General features: G+C 59.5%; 21 protein-coding genes and 1 rRNA gene. 13 read left to right on the top strand and 9 right to left on the bottom strand.

All coding sequences use genetic code 11. The features are described from left to right. Nucleotides 1-74: ribosomal RNA gene (gene rrf, locus F4V58_RS13100) — 5S ribosomal RNA — on the top strand; the annotation flags it as partial. 202 nt (nt 75-276) lie between these two features. On the opposite strand, the gene F4V58_RS11245 is transcribed toward rrf, so the two are convergent. Continuing rightward, nucleotides 277-1,827, bottom strand: coding sequence for a type I restriction-modification system subunit M (locus F4V58_RS11245; RefSeq protein ID WP_075736064.1), 1,551 nt, complete (start codon nt 1,825-1,827; stop codon nt 277-279). A gap of 48 nt (nt 1,828-1,875) precedes the next feature. Continuing rightward, complete coding sequence (locus tag F4V58_RS11240) at nt 1,876-2,856, bottom strand: pseudouridine synthase (RefSeq protein WP_075736062.1); 981 nt, start codon at nt 2,854-2,856, stop codon at nt 1,876-1,878. Between F4V58_RS11240 and F4V58_RS11235 the strand changes: the two genes are divergently transcribed. From F4V58_RS11235 to F4V58_RS11220, 4 genes are all read left to right on the top strand, one after another. Beyond that, entirely contained in the window at nt 2,855-3,043 is a 189-nt protein-coding gene (locus F4V58_RS11235; protein ID WP_075736060.1) for a hypothetical protein, read from the top strand. The genes F4V58_RS11240 and F4V58_RS11235 overlap by 2 nt on opposite strands. 69 nt (nt 3,044-3,112) lie before the next feature. After that, nucleotides 3,113-4,009 carry a universal stress protein gene (locus F4V58_RS11230; RefSeq protein ID WP_075736058.1) on the top strand — a complete coding sequence of 299 codons (897 nt, stop codon included), beginning with the start codon at nt 3,113-3,115 and terminating at the stop codon, nt 4,007-4,009. Nucleotides 4,010-4,219: 210 nt separating this feature from the next. Beyond that, nucleotides 4,220-4,483 carry a GlsB/YeaQ/YmgE family stress response membrane protein gene (locus F4V58_RS11225; RefSeq protein ID WP_075736056.1) on the top strand — a complete coding sequence of 88 codons (264 nt, stop codon included), beginning with the start codon at nt 4,220-4,222 and terminating at the stop codon, nt 4,481-4,483. A 63-nt stretch (nt 4,484-4,546) separates the two neighbouring features. Then, nucleotides 4,547-5,212 carry a TetR/AcrR family transcriptional regulator gene (locus F4V58_RS11220; protein ID WP_084559780.1) on the top strand — a complete coding sequence of 222 codons (666 nt, stop codon included), beginning with the start codon at nt 4,547-4,549 and terminating at the stop codon, nt 5,210-5,212. Here F4V58_RS11220 and yidC read toward each other — a convergent pair. Beyond that, nucleotides 5,175-6,278 (bottom strand): membrane protein insertase YidC, encoded by a 1,104-nt coding sequence (gene yidC / locus F4V58_RS11215; protein ID WP_075736052.1) that lies wholly within the window; start codon nt 6,276-6,278, stop codon nt 5,175-5,177. The two genes, F4V58_RS11220 and yidC, sit on opposite strands and share 38 nt — an antisense overlap. Before the next feature lie 108 nt (nt 6,279-6,386). Here yidC and F4V58_RS11210 point away from each other — a divergent pair, with 108 nt between their 5' ends. Then, nucleotides 6,387-7,157, top strand: a complete 771-nt coding sequence (locus F4V58_RS11210; protein ID WP_075736050.1) for a class E sortase — start codon at nt 6,387-6,389, stop codon at nt 7,155-7,157. 2 nt (nt 7,158-7,159) lie between these two features. Further along, complete coding sequence (locus F4V58_RS12615; protein ID WP_169833325.1) at nt 7,160-7,312, top strand: hypothetical protein; 153 nt, start codon at nt 7,160-7,162, stop codon at nt 7,310-7,312. Here F4V58_RS12615 and F4V58_RS11205 read toward each other — a convergent pair. Further along, on the bottom strand, nt 7,309-7,902 hold the full coding sequence (locus F4V58_RS11205) for a DUF2020 domain-containing protein (RefSeq protein ID WP_425429764.1): 594 nt from the start codon (nt 7,900-7,902) through the stop codon (nt 7,309-7,311). The genes F4V58_RS12615 and F4V58_RS11205 overlap by 4 nt on opposite strands. Between F4V58_RS11205 and F4V58_RS11200 the strand changes: the two genes are divergently transcribed. Beyond that, on the top strand, nt 7,892-9,043 hold the full coding sequence (locus F4V58_RS11200) for a sensor histidine kinase (protein ID WP_075736046.1): 1,152 nt from the start codon (nt 7,892-7,894) through the stop codon (nt 9,041-9,043). The two genes, F4V58_RS11205 and F4V58_RS11200, sit on opposite strands and share 11 nt — an antisense overlap. Before the next feature lie 49 nt (nt 9,044-9,092). Beyond that, nucleotides 9,093-9,743 (top strand): response regulator, encoded by a 651-nt coding sequence (locus tag F4V58_RS11195; RefSeq protein ID WP_075736044.1) that lies wholly within the window; start codon nt 9,093-9,095, stop codon nt 9,741-9,743. A 490-nt stretch (nt 9,744-10,233) separates the two neighbouring features. Here the strand turns inward: F4V58_RS11195 and F4V58_RS11190 are convergent, their stop codons facing one another. Then, a complete protein-coding gene (locus F4V58_RS11190) occupies nt 10,234-10,545 on the bottom strand; it encodes a histone-like nucleoid-structuring protein Lsr2 (RefSeq protein ID WP_075736043.1) in 312 nt (103 codons plus the stop codon). Between the two features lie 105 nt (nt 10,546-10,650). Further along, on the bottom strand, nt 10,651-11,277 hold the full coding sequence (locus tag F4V58_RS11185; protein ID WP_075736041.1) for a DUF6474 family protein: 627 nt from the start codon (nt 11,275-11,277) through the stop codon (nt 10,651-10,653). Nucleotides 11,278-11,345: 68 nt separating this feature from the next. Between F4V58_RS11185 and F4V58_RS11180 the strand changes: the two genes are divergently transcribed. Continuing rightward, nucleotides 11,346-12,803, top strand: a complete 1,458-nt coding sequence (locus tag F4V58_RS11180) for a TM0106 family RecB-like putative nuclease (protein ID WP_245802996.1) — start codon at nt 11,346-11,348, stop codon at nt 12,801-12,803. Here F4V58_RS11180 and F4V58_RS11175 read toward each other — a convergent pair. The 3 genes from F4V58_RS11175 to F4V58_RS11165 all read right to left on the bottom strand — a co-directional run bounded on the left by F4V58_RS11175 (nt 12,777) and on the right by F4V58_RS11165 (nt 15,931). Next, nucleotides 12,777-14,063, bottom strand: a complete 1,287-nt coding sequence (locus F4V58_RS11175) for a copper oxidase (protein ID WP_245802995.1) — start codon at nt 14,061-14,063, stop codon at nt 12,777-12,779. The two genes, F4V58_RS11180 and F4V58_RS11175, sit on opposite strands and share 27 nt — an antisense overlap. Nucleotides 14,064-14,073: 10 nt before the next feature. Beyond that, the gene (locus F4V58_RS11170; protein WP_075736733.1) at nt 14,074-15,228 is read right to left on the bottom strand and encodes an MFS transporter; all 1,155 of its coding nucleotides are present in this window, start codon (nt 15,226-15,228) and stop codon (nt 14,074-14,076) included. Nucleotides 15,229-15,328: 100 nt separating this feature from the next. Next, the gene (locus F4V58_RS11165; protein ID WP_075736037.1) at nt 15,329-15,931 is read right to left on the bottom strand and encodes a superoxide dismutase; all 603 of its coding nucleotides are present in this window, start codon (nt 15,929-15,931) and stop codon (nt 15,329-15,331) included. A gap of 163 nt (nt 15,932-16,094) precedes the next feature. On the opposite strand from F4V58_RS11165, the gene msrA reads away from it, so the two are divergent. The 3 genes from msrA to F4V58_RS11150 all read left to right on the top strand — a co-directional run bounded on the left by msrA (nt 16,095) and on the right by F4V58_RS11150 (nt 18,515). Then, on the top strand, nt 16,095-16,745 hold the full coding sequence (gene msrA / locus F4V58_RS11160) for a peptide-methionine (S)-S-oxide reductase MsrA (protein WP_075736035.1): 651 nt from the start codon (nt 16,095-16,097) through the stop codon (nt 16,743-16,745). 110 nt (nt 16,746-16,855) lie between these two features. After that, nucleotides 16,856-17,560: a glycerophosphodiester phosphodiesterase family protein gene (locus tag F4V58_RS11155; protein WP_075736033.1), complete on the top strand. Its 705-nt coding sequence runs from the start codon at nt 16,856-16,858 to the stop codon at nt 17,558-17,560. Nucleotides 17,561-17,582: 22 nt separating this feature from the next. Beyond that, nucleotides 17,583-18,515, top strand: coding sequence for a DUF5926 family protein (locus tag F4V58_RS11150; RefSeq protein ID WP_075736031.1), 933 nt, complete (start codon nt 17,583-17,585; stop codon nt 18,513-18,515). The last annotated feature ends 155 nt before the right edge of the window (nt 18,516-18,670 follow it).

Here is an 18,670-nt window from a genome sequence, read left to right as displayed (position 1 = left end):
ACCCGGAAGCTAAGCCTGCCCGCGCTGATGGTACTGCACCCGGGAGGGTGTGGGAGAGTAAGTTACCGCCGACATAAAAACATAACACAACAAAATAAAACAAACAGCAAAGAGCCTAGACAAACGTCTAGGCTCTTTCTGCGTTTTACACCACAACAACACAGCCCCAACCCCCAGACCAACCCCGGTTAAGACCGGCGTCTTAAAGGCCGCCAGTCCAACTCGACGCCACTGGTGCCGCCGGAGAACCAGTCTAGGTGGTTTACGTTCCTGCTTTTACTCTTGCCTGTCCTGGCTTTCCCGCGCCTCAATGCGGGCAAGCAGACCAAACAGCTCGCCCCGCAACTGTTCTTGTTGCTTTCGTACTTGCCCCAGTTGAACTTCCAAGTCTTCCAGGCTTTCCGCTGTCTGCGGGCTGCTGGCATCTAGGTACTGCTGTGGAGAAAGGTCAAAATTCTTCGCCGCTATTTCCTCTGGGGCAACCACCGTAACGTAGGGGAGTTCGGTGGTGCGGTTGCCAAGCCAATCCAAGATTTGCTCCCGGTTGCCAGCGGTGATGACGTTCTTGCCTTTTATCCGCTGGAATTGGTCCGTGGCATCTATAAAGAGGACATTTCTGTCACGGCGTTGTTTCTGCAGGACCATGATGCAAGTGGAAATGGCTGTTCCAAAAAACAAGTCCGGCGGGAGCGCTATCACGGCTTCCACCAAGCCGGACTCAATGAGGTAGGTTCTTATCTTCTTCTCCGCGCCTGTCCTATAGAGCACTCCCGGGAATAGGACTACCGCAGCCCTGCCTTCATCGCTTAGTACGGAAAGAATGTGCATGACAAAGGCCAGGTCCGCCTTGGATTTCGGGGCTAACGCGCCCGCCGGTGTGAACCGGGGATCGCATGCCAGTGCCGGGTTGTCTTTGCCCTCCCATTTAATTGAGTAGGGAGGGTTAGACACCACTGCGTCAAAAGGTGCATCAAGCCCACGTTGGGGATTGCTCAGAGTATTTCCTAGCTTCAGGTTGAACTGCCCGGGCGCGATATCGTGAACCAGCATGTTCATCCGGGCTAAGTTGTAGCTGGTAGAGTTGATTTCCTGGCCATGGTAGGAACCTATATTGTCATTGCCCAACTGTTGGGCGAACTGTAGAAGCAAGGATCCGGAACCCAAGGCCGGGTCGTAGACGCTTCCAATAGCTTTCCTGCCCCCAATGGTAATCCGGGCTAAGAGCGCAGATACTTCCTGTGGGGTGAAAAACTCCCCGCCGGACTTTCCGGCGGTGGAGGCGTACATCTGGATGAGGTATTCATAGGCGTCGCCAAACAGGTCAATGGCCTCGCCGGTAGCGCTGCGCAGTGGGAGGGTCCCCACCGCCCAGATGAGTTTGTTCAGCCTTTCGGCGCGCTCCTCTGGAGTGGTGCCCAGCGCGGGGGCATCGGCGGAAATGCCCTGAAATAGCCCGTCTAGAAGCCCCCGGCGCCCGGAGTCCTCAATCCTGCGTAAGGTCTGCTCTAGATTATCCGCAGGGTTTGCCTGTTCTGCCCTATTCTGGAACAGATCGGACGGTGCTATGAAAAAGCCTTTCTGAGCCAACGTCTTAGCCTTGAGCTTGCGCGCCGCCTTGTCGGTGATGTGGGCGTAAGAAAAGTTAGGGGCACCCTGCGCGCGGATATCAGCGTTGATGTGTGCGGTGAGGTTTTCTGAAATAAACCGGTAGAACAAAATGCCCAGCACGTAGGTGCGAAGATCCCAGCCGTCCACCGTGCCCCGCAAGTCATTGGCTATATGCCAAAGGGTCTTGTGAAGCGCCGCTCGCTGCACGTTGTTGTCCATAGCCTGCCCCCTGCGTCCTTGTACCTTCTTGACACTAGCAGGCCAGGGTTAGCGTTTGCGCGGGGAGGTAAATTCCCGGAACTCACCGGTGAAGGGGTCGGTAAAGGAAAAAGACTTAGCCACCAGGTGCATGGGAACCGCAAAGTCCTCCTGATCCTCCGGCAGGATGGTGGGGTAGACGGGATCGCCCAAAATTGGAACACCGGCGTCCCAGAGGTGGAGACGGAGCTGGTGGGTCTTGCCCGTGCTGGGCTGCAGCGTATACCGCGCTAGCGGGGGCTGGGGGCCGTGGATCTTCTCGAGTTCAGCTTGCTCCTGGCCAGTTAGCCTTTCTACTCCCATGAGGTTGGTAACCGCGTTATTGTCACCTTCAGTGATCCGCCCCTGGATTTCCCCGTGGGTCTTTTCCATCCGTGATTGCCACTGGAGTGGGGTGTCAAAAGGCGCGTGGGGTGCCACCGCCAGGTAAGTCTTGGAGACCTCCCGGGTGGCAAAGAGCGTCTGATAAGCACCACGGAACCTCTGTTCCTTGGTGAAAAGCAGCAGCCCGGAGGTCAGGCGGTCAAGGCGGTGGGCCGGGGAAAGCGCGTTATTTCCGGTCATGCGCCGCAAGCGCACCGTGGCGGTTTCGGTAATGTGCCGGGCGCGAGGCATAGTAGCCATAAACGGCGGCTTGTCCGCGATGAGAATGTAGTCATCCTCAAACACAATGGGAATGTCAAAAGGAACGGGGATCTCCGGAGCCGGGGTGCGGTAGAAATACACATCCTGGCCCAGCTTCAGGGTGGTGTGGGGTTCAAGCACGGTTCCGTCGCGGAGGATGACTTCCTGGGCGCGGAAGCGTTCCCGGAGGGCACCCTCATTGTCCTCGGGGTGGCGGTGGCGCTGTTTGGAGATGAGCTCCCATACAAAATCCCACGCGGAGATACCAGCGGCGTCTTCGCCCACCCTGGCGCGGGTGGCGTTGAGTCCATCGCGGATGGGCAACGGGCTGAAACCCCGGCCCTTTTGTATTACTCTATTTTCCATGGATTTTAACGCTTTCTTAGAGCCAGTAATTGCTTTTTTCTCCGACGGTATTGGTGCCGTACTAGCTAATATTGCCAGGCTATTCTATGAGCTGCTCTACCCGGCAAACGCTGAGGCCCCAAGTGCCCACACCGGGACTGTAGCTGGCGCAGCACAGGCCGCCAAAAATGCTATGGACCACACCTAGGCCCCGTCCCGGGTCTTCCCATGACGGTACACTGTGAATTAGTAATTTCATTTTTGAAAGGATGATCTCATGGCCAAGGAAGATATTGTAGTCGTTGCAGTAGATGGGTCGGAGGCTTCGGACTCCGCAGTTCGCTGGGCCGCCAATACCGCTATGAAGCGGAGGATCCCCCTGCGGATAGCGTCCAGTTACACCGTCCCGCAGTTTCTCTACGCGGAGGGCATGGTGCCCCCCAAAGACCTATTCGAAGATCTCCAGAATGAAACGTTGGAGAAGATTGAAAGGGCACGGGCTATTGCTTATGACGTGGCCCCAGAAATCAAGATCGGGCACACCGTGGCAGAAGGCTCACCCATTGACATGCTGTTAGAGATGTCCAATGACGTGACCATGATAGTGATGGGCTCACGTGGCATGGGCGGACTATCCGGCCTGGTTATGGGCTCCGTGTCCGCTTCGGTAGTTTCGCACGCCAATTGCCCCGTGGTGGTTGTCCGGGAGGACAACAACGTCACGGAAAAGACCAAGTACGGCCCCATTGTGGTGGGCGTAGACGGGTCAGAGGTTTCGCAGCAGGCCACGGAGTACGCCTTCGCGGAGGCGGATGCCCGCGCGGCTGAGGTAGTGGCGGTACATACCTGGATGGACATGCAGGTCCAAAGCTCCTTGGCGGGGCTTTCGGCTGCGCAGTCGGAGTGGGCCACAGTGGAAAAGGAGCAGGAAGAACTGCTTACCCAACGCCTCGCAGAAATCCACGAGCGTTATCCGAATGTTCCGGTTCGCAAAATTGTCGCACGGGACCGCCCGGTGCGCGCTCTTTCCGACGCCGCGGAGGGCGCCCAGCTGCTGGTAGTAGGCTCGCACGGCCGGGGTGGCTTCCGGGGGATGTTGCTTGGTTCCACCTCCCGGGCTCTGCTGCAAACCGCCCCATGCCCCATGATGGTGGTCCGTCCGGACTCGCAGTAACGGCGGGGTCTTGGTTCGCGCTTGGTTCGCGCTTGGTTCGCGCTTGGTTCGCGCTTGGCTCGAATGGCTAGGCAATAATCTCGAACAGCTAACAATTAGGTGAGCGTCTAGTAACTTTACTAGGCGCTTGCTGACTTTTCAGCGGTTTGGGTGCATTATAGAAAGTCGAGTCGAGCCCACTGGGGGCTTCGCTAAGAAAGGTATAAAAATATGAGCTTCATTGGCTGGATTATCGTTGGTCTTATCGCAGGTTGGTTGGCTGAAAAGCTTATGAAACGCGACCACGGTTTGCTCACCAACCTCATTGTTGGTGTCCTAGGCGCTTTCATCGGTGGCCTCATCACCAGCATCATCGGTATTGGTGACCACAATGACTTCGGATGGATACTTTCCATCGTTACCGCCACGCTAGGCGCAGTTATCCTGCTGTGGATTCTGGGCATCGTGGAGTCCAAGACTGGCACCCGCAAGTAAATGCACGATAAGGGGTGAATTCCGCAATTCGCCCCCAGCGTACCGGTTTGTCTATATTGTTAGATGAGCCGGTCTTGTCGTTTTATTTACTTATCGTTTTACCCAAAAAGGAGTGCCGTGACTACCCAGCCCAAGAAGTCTCGCCGCAACCGCCCCAGCCCACGCAACCGCCTGCTGGCCTCGGCCACCAAGCTGTTTAATACAGAGGGGATCCGAGTCATTGGAATTGACCGGATCCTCCGGGAAGCGGACGTGGCCAAAGCCTCCCTCTACTCCCTATTCGGCTCCAAAGACGCCCTGGTTATAGCCTACGTGGAGTCCTTAGATGAACAGTACCGCGCGCAGTGGGCAGAGCGCACCGAGGGCCTAGACGCTGATGAGAAGGTGCTGGCCTTCTTCGACAAAGCCATCGATGATGAGCCCCGGGAAGAGTTCCGTGGCTCCCACTTCCTCAACGCGGCTGGTGAATACCCGCGCCCAGAGACGGATTCGGAACGCGCCATCGTAGAAGCCTGTAAGGTCCACCGGCAGTGGAAACACAACACGCTCAATGAGCTGCTGACCAGCCGCAACGGCTACCCATCCGAGGAACAAGCGCGCCAAGTGCAGATACTGCTAGACGGCGGTATGGCTGGAGCGCGCCTGCAGCGCGACGTGGAGCCGCTGCGTACCGCGCGGGATATGGCTGCAGCTATGCTTTCTGATCCCCCGGCGGATTACTCGATTTAGATTTCTTCTTGCGAGCCTTGTTTTCTTCCTTGAAGATAGCCCGGGCGCGGTTGTGCATCTGCGTGCGCGTGGGCGTGTAATCCCCCGTTGGCTCGGGAGGCTGCACCCGCCCCGCCTTGATGTCCCGGCGTAGCTTCTTGACTTCCTTCCGTTTGGCCCGGCGGTCCTTCTTGGCCTGTTTCTTGCTGCGTTTGCGTTCCTTCTTTTCCCGCCGCCTGGTCCTGTACCCGTCCCAGGTTAAGGACTGGCGCCATAGCGTAATGCCCTCCCGCCGGTACTCGTGGACCTCGGCTGTCAGGGGGTACTTCTTCCGCAAAATCAGCTCAAAGACTAGGGTTTGCAGAAGCGTAAAGAGATAGCTGGCCACCCAGTAAACAATCACGGCCACGGGCAAAGGGCCATGAACTGCGGCGTTAAACAAGAGGTAGGGCACCACCGCGATGATAATCCCCATCAGGATGAACACGCGACGCCCCACCTTTTCATCAAACCGCGTGGTCAAATACCCCCGGTAGGTAGTGACAATCATGCTCAGCGTGGTGAAGGAAATGGCCGGAATTAACAGCGGTAGGACCAAACCTACGTGCTGGCCCGCATAGTCGGTAAACGGGGCGCCATTGAGCGTGGCCTCCCGGAAACTGGCAATGTCCGACTCGTTGAGAACGCCCACGTGCTTGAGATCATTGACCCGCGCCATGCGTAGAACGGTTTGGTAAAGCCCCAAGAAAAAGGGCACGATGAGGAAAACAGGCAGGCAGCCACTGGCCGCGTTGTACCCGTAATGCTCCTTTAAGTCACGCTGCTCCCGCATGATAGCAACCATCTCATCCACGGACTCCGCAGATTTCAGCCGCGAGTCTAGCGCCACACTTTGTGGCTTCATCAGCGCGGAAAGCCGTCCTGAGCGCACAGAAAGCCAGCTCAATGGGGCAATAACAGCGCGCACGGTGACAACCAGCATGATGATTGATACCAACCAGGACACGGAGTCACCCAGAGCCATGGAGATGAAGTGGTGCCAGAATTTCATAATGGCGGAGACCGGGTAGACAAAGATGTCAATCATGGGGCCGGCCTTTCAGGTTGTATCGCCATACGGTACCCGGCCACCTGCGGTGGCTGGATAGACGCAAAATAGTGCACTTACACACTATAGCCATTAGGCTTTTGAACCATGAAAGCCAGGAGACAAAGCAAGCTGCGCCCCACCCAAGTACTTGGGGAGCTCATGCTGACCGCAGGCGTGCTGTTACTACTATTTGCCTTTTATGAGTCATTTTGGACCAATCTTGAGTCGGCACAGCTGCAAAAAGAAGCAGCTGAAGAACTCTCGGACTCGTGGGGGGAAGAAGACGCCTGGGTCAACCCGCGCGGCAAGGTCGCGCCGGAGCTAGGTGAGGCCTTTGCCCGGCTTTACATCCCCACCTTTGGTTCTGACTACCACTTCGCGGTGGTAGAGGGCACTAAGGATGAACACTTGCTGGTGGGCCCCGGCCGCTACGTTGACTCCCAGCTGCCTGGGCAGCACGGCAACTTTGCCGTGGCCGGCCACCGTGTTGGCAAGGGCGCGCCCTTCAACGACTTAGGCAACCTGCAGACCTGCGACGCCATCGTCGTGGAAACCCAAACGGAGTGGATCACCTACCGCGTGCTGCCCATCGGCGGCGTGGCAGCTGACTGCCTCAACCAGGAGCAGCAAGCCAAACTGGGGGCGGAATACGCCGGGGTGCAAGGGTTGACCATCACCCACCCGGGGGACGTGGCCGTCATTGACCCGGTGCCGGGAACGCAGGTCACGGCGCAGGAGGCATCGGAAGGTCTTATCACGCTGACCACCTGCCACCCGCAATTTTCAAATGCAGAGCGCATGATTGTGCACGCCATGGAGACCTCGGTCGAGCCCAAACAGCCCGGCCAACGTCCCGCAGTTTTGGAGGAGAAGTAACAATGTACGGAAAATTCTGGAGTCTCCTGCCCGGTCCGGTGTGGCTGCGGGCAATCGTGGCACTCATCGTTGCCGTGGCGGTGTTCCTACTGCTCATGGAGGTTGTGTTCCCCTGGGTGTCCACCCTGATGCCCTACAACGACGTGGCGGTTTAAAGCCCCAGGTTTTTGATGGCCTCTTGGGCGATGAGCTCCGCCTTCAGCGTTTGGACCTGGTTGGTCCACACCAGCACGGCGGTGGGGCCCTTCTGAACGGCGTAGACGGCTAGCTCTGGGCCCAGGACACCGCGCCCTCCTTCCCACCCGTTGTCACTGACGGGCTCCGTGCCGTCGATGGGCGCGGCCCAATCCACGGCCGCCCGAGCCTGCTCCACGCTGTCTAAGTGGCGCACGATGACGGTGGCCTGGGGCGCGTCTGGATAGGACCAGAAAATACACGCCGGGGTTTCAAACCGGGGGTCGGTGGCCTGGCGGGTCATTTTCTGGCCGTTGGTGTTGGCCACCCACTGGGTGTCCAGGTAGGGGCAGAGCTCCTCGTTCAGCGGCTCAGCAGGGGTGTTGGGGGCCAGCTTGTCTGACGCACCTTGGTTCGCTGCATTATCTTCCGCCGTCAGATCTTTGGAGGTAGCTTGCGTTACGGAATCCGTGGGCGCGGTGTCGGCGGTAGGTGGCGTGGTTTCGGCGGAACAGCCAGCCAGGGTTAGGGCAACCAAAGTAGTGAGTAGACTAAGACGCATGCGATCCAGCTTAACCCCTGAAATGGAAACTTTGCGCAGCGGCGTCCACGTCCTCACCTCGGTGCTCTTAGTCGTGGCCATTTTGACTTCAGTCAGCATGCCCATGGACTTGGCCGTGGCTAACTTAATGCTGATGTCCGCCTACGCCGCCATCTACTTTGGCGGCTGGAACTTTGTGGACAACTGGCAGACTTTCCCAAAGATTTTGTGGCTAGTGGCGTTGACCACCTTGTGGCTGATGGACGCGATGATTGCCCCGGCTGCCCTCTACGTAGTTTTTTCACTGCTGTTTTTGTACCTGCGGGTTTTTAGCAATTGGTTGGGCATAATCTTTGTCATCTTTGTCACAGGCGCTACGGTCGGTGTGCAGGTTCCGGCCGGATTGACCTTCGGCGGCGCGATGGGCCCGGCGGTTTCTGCATTGGTGGCCCTGGCCGTGCACTTTACGTACATGAAGTTGGCGCGCACCAATGCGGAACTGAAAGCCACGCAAGCGCAGCTGCGGGAGTCCGAGCACAATGCCGGGGTCATTGCGGAGCGCCAGCGCATAGCCCACGAAATCCACGACACCCTGGCGCAAGGGTTGTCTTCTATCCAGATGTTGCTCCACGCGGCCGACCGGGATCTGGAGGGCCAAGATATTGAACGCGCGCAGGGGCGCATTGAGCTGGCGCGCAAAACCGCCGCAGATAATCTGCAGGAAGCGCGCGCTATGATTGCCGCGCTCCAGCCTACGGCGCTGGCCACCACGTCTCTCGCGGGCGCCTTAGAGCGTATGGCGGAGGGTTTTGCGGCGTCCAGTGGGGTGGAGATTGAGGTAGAGGTTGACGGTGAGTCCCGCCAGATCCCCATGAAGCAAGAGGCCATGTTGTTGCGGGTAGCCCAGGGGGCCGTGGGCAACGTGGCCAAGCACTCGGGCGCCAGCCGCGCGCGGGTGACCATTACCTACGAACAAGATGAGGTGCGCGTGGATGTGGTGGACAACGGCCGAGGCTTCGATGTGGACGCGGTGCAGGCCCGTCCGGCAGGATTAGGCCACATTGGGCTTACCGCAATGCACCGGCGTGCGGAGGAATTAGGCGGTACGGTGACTATAGAATCAGAGCCAGGATCGGGAGCCGCTGTTTCCGTTAGCGTGCCCGTGGGCTAGACTCGAATGTAGAGACTTAGGTAAACCTATCAAGGAAGAAAAAGACGCCATGATTAAAGTGCTGCTTGCCGACGACCATGAGATTGTACGCATGGGCCTCCGCGCTATTTTGGAGGGCGCTGAGGACATCGAGGTGGTCGGGGAAGTAGCCACAGCTGAGGCCGCCATTGCCCAAACCGAGCAGGGCTCGCTCAGTGGTAAAGGCGTGGACGTGGTCTTGATGGACCTGCGCTTTGGTGCCGGTGTGGAAGGCACGCGCGTGATGACCGGCGCGGAGGCCACCCGCGAAATCCGCAAGCAGTCTAACCCGCCAAAAGTACTGGTAGTGACCAATTATGACACGGACGCAGATATCCTGGGGGCTAATGAAGCCGGTGCCGTGGGCTACCTGCTCAAGGACGCTCCGCCGGCGGATCTGTTGGCTGCGGTGCGCTCCGCGGCGGAGGGTGACTCCGCTTTGTCCCCCACGGTCGCGGACCGGTTGATGACCCGTGTGCGCACGCCCCGTTCCTCGCTCACGCCGCGCGAGCTGGAGGTACTGCAGTTGGTTGCATCAGGATCTTCGAACCGTCAGATTGGCAACGAGCTCATGCTCTCCGAGGCAACGGTCAAGTCCCACCTAGTACACATCTACGACAAGCTAGGCGTGCGCAGCCGCACCTCCGCCGTTGCCGCCGCCCGCGAGCAAGGCGTGCTCTAGCCCGCATTTCGCGCCGGGGGATAGTTTTTGGGCTGGGTCTTGTTGCCCGCTCGGCGCCACCTTCAGCCGTGCTGTCTTGGCCCACTATGTTTTACACCCGCAACATCGAGTTTCCTGGGGGAACGTGGTCGCGCGTTAGGCGAGTGGCGTGAAAGTCCAACATGGCGGTCTGAATATGGGGCGCGGGATCCGGTAGGGGTGCCTAAATCGCCCCCGTTTTACCTCCTTGGTTTCGGGGGCCCAGTTTGCCCCGCTGGTTCTGAGGGGATCTTCCTTAGGGAATCTAGCTTGAACATAAGGGCCCAGTTGTAGGTTTCCCGGATTCACATAAGCCGATTGCTTGGCATGTGGGGGAGCCGCGCGCGCCGGTTAAGGGTGGTGTTAGAGGACATCGCGTTGTAAAGGTTGCCGCGTGAGGCGTGCTTACCGGAGGGATGAAAACAAGAAAAACCCGAACCACCTTGGGGTAGTCCGGGATTTAAAGGTTGAGCTAGTTGGCGGCGTGGTAGGCGTCAATTACCTCGTGGGGAATCTTGCCCCGGTGGGCAATGGGTATGCCCTGTGACCGGGCCCATTCCCTTATTTCACGGGGGTTAACGCGACGGTAATCAACTTCCGGCGCAATCCGCGCGGCTTCTACGTAAGGCCGCAGGGTATCGCGGAGGCGCTGCGCATTCTCCCGGGAAAGGTCTAATAGATAATCGGTATCATCGATGGAGAAGCGGATGATCTCCAACTTGTCTTCATCGATGAGTTGGTGGTCTAGGTCGTCATAGAACTGAGTGACTTCGCGCCGCGCCATAGCTTTCCTTTTCTTGGGTGGTTAGGGATCAACTTAATGTTAATACAAATGCTACTAAGTATGGCTTAACACTACTGACTGTGCAACGGGGAAACCAATTAACCCTTAGACCTTCTGATGGATCTCCATAGAAACGTTGGTTATTTCACCAGAAATAGAGCTGTGAGCCCGGCGGCGCTGCTCCGGCTCCATGAACTCCGCGTTGTCTATAGCGGCGTCAATCTCATCCAAACGCTCCCGAATATCGCGCTTGAAACCGGTAGGCACATCCAACTTTTCCAGGGATTCGCGGATGCCGTCCACGCGGGCCTTGAGAGGCGCGCCCTCACCGGAGAAGAACGCCAGGCGCTCCTTGCTCACGCCGGCGCGCTCAGCACGACGAGCCTCGAAAACCTCACGCGCGGCGGTGATACCGCGGTAGAGAAGGGGCAGCAGGAGGGGTGCTGCCAGGCGGGCGGCGCCGGCGTAGCGCTTGATGGTCTTGGCGTTAAAGTGGCCTTCCTTGATCTTATCCAGTTCGCGCTTGGCCAATTTGTGCTCATGCTTACGGCGGGCTTTAAGCCCCTTTTCCTCCGTCTTAAGCAAATCTCTTTCATACTTGGCAAGCAGCTTCTGTTGCCGCGCCTTGTGAGCGCTATGCGCCTTGACCTCAGCCTTTGCGCGGGTCTTAGCTGCCTTGGCGTCCGCCTTGGCCAGGCTGCGGCTCTTTCTTAAAGTCTTCAACAATCCCATGGTGTGCTCCTTAGAATAAAACGTAGTGGGTTTATCAACCTTTAACTTTACCGGTTAAGCTGGCTTCCGTGAGTGAGATAACGGCATCCGACCTCGTGGGTTGCAGGTACCAGCTGGTACAAAAGCGCGCCCACCCGGACATTCAGCCCACCACGGCCGCGCTCAGCCGGGCGGAACGTACCCGGGCAGCGCGCCGCGTGGTGCTAGAAAACCTGCCGGTCAGCTCCAAAAACTTCCGGCGCGTAGACCTTGACCGCGCTGACGGGAAAGACTTCTACCGGGAGATGAACACCTTAGAGCTCATGGCCGCGGGCATCGATCTGATAACAAATGCTCGCTTTGCCTACAACGGCTGGGCGGTCAACATTGACGCCCTCCTAAATTCGCCTAAGGGCTACTTGCCCGTACTGGTCTCCAACCACCGCGTGGCTAGGCGCAAGGCCACCAGCGTGCTCCCCGGCGTGCCCACCCACCGGCTAGGGCTCTCCGCGCCGCTCGACCTGCCCTACAAGCTCCGCCACCACGCCGTGGACGGCTACCGCCTGGCACTGGCGGCCCGCGGGTTGGCCGCCTCCGGCTTGGATTCCGGCCAAGGCGTGGTGATAGGCCAAGACCGGGACACCGCCTTTTTCGTAGACACCACGCGCTACCAACCCTCTCTGAGTGCTGCTCTGGAGCAGCCACTACCCACTAAGCCGCGCCGGGTAAAAGAATGCGCAGTCTGCCGGTTCTGGCCGCTATGCCACGTTGAGCTCAAAACCCGCGATGACATCTCCTTGTTTTTGCCGGGTGACGAGGCTGAAAAGTTCCGCACACGGGGCATCGACACCGTGGGCAAGCTGGCAGCGGCCAACCTGGGCGAGGTCTCCACCCTGGCACGTGCATGGCAAGAAGATATAGCGCTGCTGCGCCGGCCCACCTTTGCCCCCGCACCCCGCGCCGACGTGGAAGTAGACGTGGACATGGAAGCCTACCTGGACCAAGGCGCCTACCTGTGGGGCGCGTGGCACGGCGGCAAATACCACCCGTTTGTAACCTGGAAACCCCTGGGCGGCGCCGCGGAAGCAGAGAACTTCCAAGCCTTCTGGAACTGGCTGCAAGGCCTACGGGACCGCGCCCACGCGGAAGGTAAAACGTTTGCGGCCTACTGCTATTCCGCAGGCGGGGAAAATCACTGGATGCTGGAATCCGCGCGCCGCTTTGGCCAGCCCACAGTAGAGGAAGTACAAGAGTTCATTTCCTCGGAAGAATGGGTAGACATGTTTGCCCTCGTGCGCCACAGTTTTGCCGCCACCGCCGGAATGGGCCTGAAAGTTGTGGCACCACTAGCCGGGCACACCTGGGCGGAAGATGATTTCAGCGGTGAGGAATCTGTCGATGCCCGCCGTGCCGCCGTCCACGGAGACCTGGCTGCCCGCCGCCGGTTACTGGAATACAACGAGGGCGACGTGCGCGCAACGTTGACTATCCGCGATTGGATGTCCCGGGGCGCGCCGGGCCTAGAAGATGTGAAACAGCGCCCATAATACGGCCAGGATCCCGGCGCCCACCAGCACCTCATGAGGATTGGCGGCCACCTCCGCCGGGCCAGCGGCCTGCTTGGTCAACACCGCCCGCTGGGCCTTAACGCCCCGGACCATAAAGACGGGGAACACAGCCAGCGGCGCCAGGCACAGCAGCGACATCACCACCTTGAGGTAGGAGTCCTGGCCCGTAATCCACAGCAGCAGCCCGCCGTTGATGAACGTGGCGCGCAGCAGCCCCCACCGGCCCATGGCCTGCAGTCCCGCGCGCACCGCCGCCGGGCCGCCGCCCACGGTAGTGGGGAGCAGGTAGGCCATCACGCCGATGAGCAGCTGGCCGGCAAACCCCACTAGCAGCGCAATGGTGGGCAGTTTGGGCTCCACCTGGGTAAGCAGGGTGACGGTGTAATAGGTCAAAGTCAGCACCAACCAAGTAACAGCGGCTAGGACCGACACGGAAGGGTAGTTCACCCCCTTGGCGTGGACGTTGCCCAGCCACTGCTGCCAGTTGAGAATCCAGCCGGCAGTGTAGATAACCAGCCCGGCCTCCGGGACGCCCAGGAGCGCGCCGCCGGCGGTAGCCACCACGCCCACGGCAAGCAGCGCCAACGCGGGGGTCATGAAACGGGTAATCCCGCTGGCACGCCACACGGCGGGAAACAGCACGGTAAGCGAGGCCGCCGCGGCTAGACCCACGAAACCGCCCACGTTGCACGCCACGTGAGCAATAATCAGCCGCGGGTTGCCCGGGTCCAGTGCCAGCAGGCCGCCAAAAAAGGCGCCACAAGGCAGCAAAGCAGCCGAAGCCGTGTACGCCGCCACGATTGACCGGAAGCGCTTGCCGCGGGCGTTGCGCCACTGGCTGAACAAGAACGCGGAGTGCCACAACATCAGCGCCGCCACAATGACGGCGCCGATGATAGTTACCGGCGCGATGGTGAACATGTTGCCGCACACGGTGATCAACGCGCCCACGTTGACGCCGTAAATCCGGAACAGCTGCGCGGGACGCGTGGAGTCATCCAGGCGCTGCTGGACAAACTTCTCCGTGAGGTGTTGGGACCAGATGAGAATGGAGTTAGTCAACACGCCCAGCGTGAAAATGTGGATGAGGACCCACGGGTAGTTGGGGATCACAAAGTGCGTGAGGCCGGCAACGATGAAGGCGAGCATCCAATACATCACCGGGCGGGAAGCCTTACGGTGCCATACGCGTGCAGACCATTTACTATCTTGTGCGGGGCGGCCCGGTGCGGTTGTCATTTTTCCAAGTTTAGTCGGAGAAACTCCCTGCCAACAACGCTAATAGCGCCACCGCAGCGCTCAGAGCTGTGATAACCGCCACGAATACGCCCCACGGGGCCACCCCAAAAACCCACCCCGTGGCGGCACCGACCACCGAAGAACCCAAATAATAAGAGAAGATATACATGCTAGATGCCTCCGCGCGGTCGTGCGTGGCGGCGGCCCCCACCCACCCGGAGGCGGTGGAATGCGCGGCGAAGAAACCGGCTGTAAAAGCCAGCAGGCCCGCCAGCGCAACCCACAGCGGCCCCAAGGTGGCCAGAGCTCCCGCCGCCATGAGCATCAGCGCGCCGGCTAGCGTGGACCTCCTGCCGTAGCGGGTAATAAGGCTGCCGGCCTTGGCCGAGGACCACGTGCCGGAAAGGTAGATGACAAACACCAGGCCCGCAATGACCGGTGGGATACCAAAGTGGTCAATGAGCCTAAAGCCAATGAAGTTATACAAGGAGACAAAAGCCCCCATGGTTAGGAAGGCGGTGATAAAAAACGCCGCCAGTTCCGGGTTTTTCCAGTGCGCAAGCAGCGCCTGGGTCTCCGTTCCCACCCGGATCTTCTTCGGACGGAAATGTTCCTGGGGAGGCAACAACAACGCCACTATCAGGGCAAAGAGCAAAGAAGCCGCCGCCGAGGCCCACAGTGCCCCACGCCAGTCACTAACCTCCGCTACCGCAGTGGGAATGAGACGCCCCGTCAGCCCGCCCACGCTGGTACCCGCTACGTAAATCCCCATGGCCTTGGGCAGCGCGCGGCTATCAAGCTCTTCCGCCAGCCACGCCATGGCCGTGGCGGGAGCGCCGGCCATCACCGCCCCCTGGGCCCCGCGCAGGAAAATCAACTGCCAGCCAGTGTGCGCAAAGGGAACCACCAGGCCCAAGCCCGCCGCCGCCAGCGCGGAGATGATGAGGACGCGGCCACGCCCGAAGCGCTCCGAGAGGATGGACGCCGGCACCACACACAACGCCAGGCCGCCGGTGGCAGCCGAAACCGTCAGTGCGGCCTGCGCGGAAGAAAGCCCCAAAGCGTCCACTAGCACAGGCAACATGGCCTGCGTGGTGTAAAGGCCGGAAAATACCGCCATGCCCACAAACAGCATGGCAAGCGTGGCGCGACGATTGCGTGACATGATGGCCTCAATGTTGCCCCAGAGGGTCAAAAACTACCAAAGGCTGCCCCCGCACAGTGGAATACCACCGCGGAAGACAGCCACAGGTCAGGCGCTAAACTTACTTGCTAGCTGCAGCCAAGCGCTGTGCAACGTCATCCCAGTTGAAGACGTTCCAGACGGCCTCAACGAAGTCAGCCTTGACGTTCTTGTACTGAAGGTAGAAGGCGTGCTCCCACATGTCCAGCATAAGCAGCGGGGTGAAGCTGAGGGCAGCGTTGCCCTGGTGGTCGGTCACCTGATCAATGATGAGACGGCCGGCGGTGTGATCATAACCAAGGACGGCCCAGCCGGAGCCCTGAATGCCGGTAGCGGTCGCGGAGAAGTGTGCCTTGAACTTCTCAAAAGAGCCGAAGTCACGGTCAATGGCCTCAGCCAGCTCACCGGTGGGCTCACCGCCGCCGTTGGGGGAGAGGTTCTTCCAGAAGATGGTGTGGTTGACGTGGCCACCCAGGTTGAAGGCCAGGTTCTTGGACAGCGCGCGAATGCGATCTGGGTTGGCGTCACCGTTACGCTCTTCTTCCAGGGCCTCCAGTGCGGCGTTAGCGCCGGCTACGTAGCCCGCGTGGTGCTTGGAGTGGTGAAGCTCCATGATCTCAGCGGAGATATGAGGCTCAAGCGCGTCATAGGCGTAGTCAAGGTCCGGCAATTCATAAATAGCCATAATGTAGATGTTTCCTTTCGTTGGGTACAGCGCCCATGGTAGGTACGTTATGCGACTTTGGCCACAAAGGTTTACCTAACTTTTCCTGGCTGGGTGGGGGCATAGACTGGCATAGACTATTGAGAAAAAGAAAGCAGCAAAGCGAAAGGAAAAAGGACATCCCATGTTTTTGTTCAAACCGGAACCCAAAATTGTCCCCCGGGACCAGGCCACACCCGGCCGTACCGAACCCATCCTGGCCGACCCCGCCCCGCACGCCGTCCTGGGAACCCCCATCACCGGCCCCTGGGAGGAAGGCCAGAAATCCCTTCTCGTGGGAATTGGCTGCTTCTGGGGCGCGGAAAAGCTCTTCTGGGATATCCCCGGTGTGAAGTCCACCTCCGTGGGATACGCCGGCGGCACCACCGAAAACCCCACCTACTTTGAGGTGTGCCAAGGCCGCACCAACCACGCGGAAGTAGTGGAAATAGTCTACGACCCCCAAGAAGTCAGTCTTGAGGACTTGGTAAAAACCGCGCTGGAGGCCCACGACCCCACCCAAGGCTTCCGGCAAGGCAACGACGTTGGCACCCAGTACCGCTCCGCCTTCTACCTCCACAGCGAAACAGAGCGCGCCGCCGTCCAAGCACTCGTGGACAGCTACGCCCAGAAGCTCCGCGCCGCCGGTTTCCCCGAAACCACCACCGAGGTCAAACTCCTGGCGGACACCGACTCCGGGAACTACTACCTAGCTGAGGAAGAACACCAGCAGTACCTGCATAAAAACCCCGGCGGATACTGCCCACACCACTCCACCGGCATTGCCTGCGGCTAGACTCCAAGCTCAGCCCACCGCAAGCGGCGCGCCCGAGCACCCGGTGCGGGTCAACCGGGTGCGCACGCCACCTACCGAACCCGCATGAACATAAAGCTATACTGGCACCCATGCATATAGTCGCCCACCGTGGCTACTCCGGGAAATATCCAGAGCTTTCCCCCGAAGCCTTTGAAAAAGCACTCCAGCTGCCCATTCACGGGGTGGAGTGCGACGTTCAGCTCACCCGTGACGGACAGCTGGTGGTTAATCACGATGAGACTTTGGACCGCACCTCAGACCGCTCCGGGACCATCGCGCAGATGGACTGGGAAGAAGTGCGCAAAGCCAAGTTATCCAACGGTGAGAACATCATGTCCTTCGCAGAGCTGCTGGAACTGATCAAGCCCAGTAACCAACACCTCTACGTTGAGACCAAACAGACCTTCAACTACAACCCCGAACTCGAAGAACAAGTCTTGCTGGGGCTACGCCACGCCGGGCTCATTGAAGACCCCCGCGTTCACCTGATTTCCTTTTCCCACCGCGCTATCCGCAAGATGGCCCACATTGCCCCCTGGATGGACCGCTTCTATCTGCGCCGGGAGTTCGAACGGATAATCAACCGCCCAGACCTACTCTTGTCCAAGCCCACCGGCCTGGGACTGTCCCTGCTGCGGGGCAAACTCCAACCGCAGGCAATCGGCGCGCACGGCCTTCCCACCTACATGTGGACTGTGGACAGCCCGGAAGATATGAAGTGGGCGTGGTCCAACGGAGTCGACATTTTGGCAACAAACCAGCCCGAAGTAGCCCTCCACGCTATCAACTACTAGTGCGCCAGGTATCCTAGTCAGCATGGCTAAGAAGAATAAGAAAAACAAAGAGCAACTTCCCGAGGGAATGTCCCGCCGTCAGGCTAAGTTAGCCGCGCGCGCCGCAGAGCGTGCCGCGCTGGAAAAGGATCCTCGCCCCTTTGGTGGCCTGGCCGCTGAATCCCAACTAGTTGCAATGCAGGAATTCGTTCCTTCCGCATATGCCAAGCTGGCCGTCAAGGGCTTTGACAAGGACGTCTACGTAGCCACCGTGCTACCCGGCGCTTCCGCCGCCCTAATCCGTGATGATGAATTTGGCGGAGACGCCTTCGTGGGCCTGCAGGTGCAGTCCCACACCCAGAACCCAGGCCGCGACCTGGCCTACGCCCTCAACTGGGTCAAAGAGCACGGACCGGGTTCCACCCTCCAATCCACCGCAGCAGACGGTTCCCAGCCCAAGCTGGAAGAACTCCTGGAAGAAGACTCCGTACTAGATATCAAGACCTACCAGGACTTCAGCTGGTGGATGCCGGAGGGCGCACAGGTTCCGCCGCAGGTGGCGCAGTCCATGCGTGCCGCTAATGATTCCGTAATCCCTTCCCACCAGGTTGGCCTGGATGCTGAGGGCTTCGTAGGAACCGCGTTCTGGGCAAACGCCGGTGGCAACAAGGCACATATCCGGTGGGTCCGCCCCGTCGAAGATGAAGACGCTTTGCTGGCCGCCCTGTCACGCGTAGCCGCCCGTGGGGACCTGCACCTTGGTGAGGGCACCAAGTTTGCTGGCGTATTCCGCACCCACGGTATCGTGGCTCCCGTCTTTGACCTAGACCCGGCCGTTGACCACAAGTCTTATGAGGACCAACTGGCCCGCGTTAACGCCGCCTTGGAAGAAGAGCTGGGCAATGACGCGCAGCTGACCGCCGATGAGCGCAAGCAGCTAGAAAACATCAAGTCCCGCCAGGTCACCCTGCGTTAAGCGGCAAGCGCTTAACTCTTTCGCCGCTGGGGACTGCACCACTCCCAGCACCGCCAGCCCGGCCGCGCCACCCGCGCGCCGGGCTTTTGCGTGCGCCCAGAAAAGACCGGTGTAAAGGGCCCTGAAACCACGAAGCCCGGCCACCACAAGGTGGC

Origin of the sequence: Corynebacterium phocae, assembly GCF_008693075.1 — a bacterium.
Classification (GTDB): Bacteria; Actinomycetota; Actinomycetes; order Mycobacteriales; family Mycobacteriaceae; genus Corynebacterium; species Corynebacterium phocae.
The sequence above is the reverse complement of the archived record's forward strand: the minus strand, read 5'-3'. Positions and strand labels throughout refer to the sequence as shown.

What these genes read in the sequence shown, in the direction of transcription:
- F4V58_RS11245 (WP_075736064.1), bottom strand. Translation starts at nt 1,827, where the DNA reads ATGGACAACAACGTGCAGCGAGCGGCGCTTCACAAGACCCTTTGGCAT.
- F4V58_RS11235 (WP_075736060.1), top strand. Translation starts at nt 2,855, where the DNA reads ATGGATTTTAACGCTTTCTTAGAGCCAGTAATTGCTTTTTTCTCCGAC.
- F4V58_RS11240 (WP_075736062.1), bottom strand. Translation starts at nt 2,856, where the DNA reads ATGGAAAATAGAGTAATACAAAAGGGCCGGGGTTTCAGCCCGTTGCCC.
- F4V58_RS11230 (WP_075736058.1), top strand. Translation starts at nt 3,113, where the DNA reads ATGGCCAAGGAAGATATTGTAGTCGTTGCAGTAGATGGGTCGGAGGCT.
- F4V58_RS11225 (WP_075736056.1), top strand. Translation starts at nt 4,220, where the DNA reads ATGAGCTTCATTGGCTGGATTATCGTTGGTCTTATCGCAGGTTGGTTG.
- F4V58_RS11220 (WP_084559780.1), top strand. Translation starts at nt 4,547, where the DNA reads ATGAGCCGGTCTTGTCGTTTTATTTACTTATCGTTTTACCCAAAAAGG.
- yidC (WP_075736052.1), bottom strand. Translation starts at nt 6,278, where the DNA reads ATGATTGACATCTTTGTCTACCCGGTCTCCGCCATTATGAAATTCTGG.
- F4V58_RS11210 (WP_075736050.1), top strand. Translation starts at nt 6,387, where the DNA reads ATGAAAGCCAGGAGACAAAGCAAGCTGCGCCCCACCCAAGTACTTGGG.
- F4V58_RS12615 (WP_169833325.1), top strand. Translation starts at nt 7,160, where the DNA reads ATGTACGGAAAATTCTGGAGTCTCCTGCCCGGTCCGGTGTGGCTGCGG.
- F4V58_RS11200 (WP_075736046.1), top strand. Translation starts at nt 7,892, where the DNA reads ATGCGATCCAGCTTAACCCCTGAAATGGAAACTTTGCGCAGCGGCGTC.
- F4V58_RS11195 (WP_075736044.1), top strand. Translation starts at nt 9,093, where the DNA reads ATGATTAAAGTGCTGCTTGCCGACGACCATGAGATTGTACGCATGGGC.
- F4V58_RS11190 (WP_075736043.1), bottom strand. Translation starts at nt 10,545, where the DNA reads ATGGCGCGGCGCGAAGTCACTCAGTTCTATGACGACCTAGACCACCAA.
- F4V58_RS11185 (WP_075736041.1), bottom strand. Translation starts at nt 11,277, where the DNA reads ATGGGATTGTTGAAGACTTTAAGAAAGAGCCGCAGCCTGGCCAAGGCG.
- F4V58_RS11175 (WP_245802995.1), bottom strand. Translation starts at nt 14,063, where the DNA reads ATGACAACCGCACCGGGCCGCCCCGCACAAGATAGTAAATGGTCTGCA.
- F4V58_RS11170 (WP_075736733.1), bottom strand. Translation starts at nt 15,228, where the DNA reads ATGTCACGCAATCGTCGCGCCACGCTTGCCATGCTGTTTGTGGGCATG.
- F4V58_RS11165 (WP_075736037.1), bottom strand. Translation starts at nt 15,931, where the DNA reads ATGGCTATTTATGAATTGCCGGACCTTGACTACGCCTATGACGCGCTT.
- msrA (WP_075736035.1), top strand. Translation starts at nt 16,095, where the DNA reads ATGTTTTTGTTCAAACCGGAACCCAAAATTGTCCCCCGGGACCAGGCC.
- F4V58_RS11155 (WP_075736033.1), top strand. Translation starts at nt 16,856, where the DNA reads ATGCATATAGTCGCCCACCGTGGCTACTCCGGGAAATATCCAGAGCTT.
- F4V58_RS11150 (WP_075736031.1), top strand. Translation starts at nt 17,583, where the DNA reads ATGGCTAAGAAGAATAAGAAAAACAAAGAGCAACTTCCCGAGGGAATG.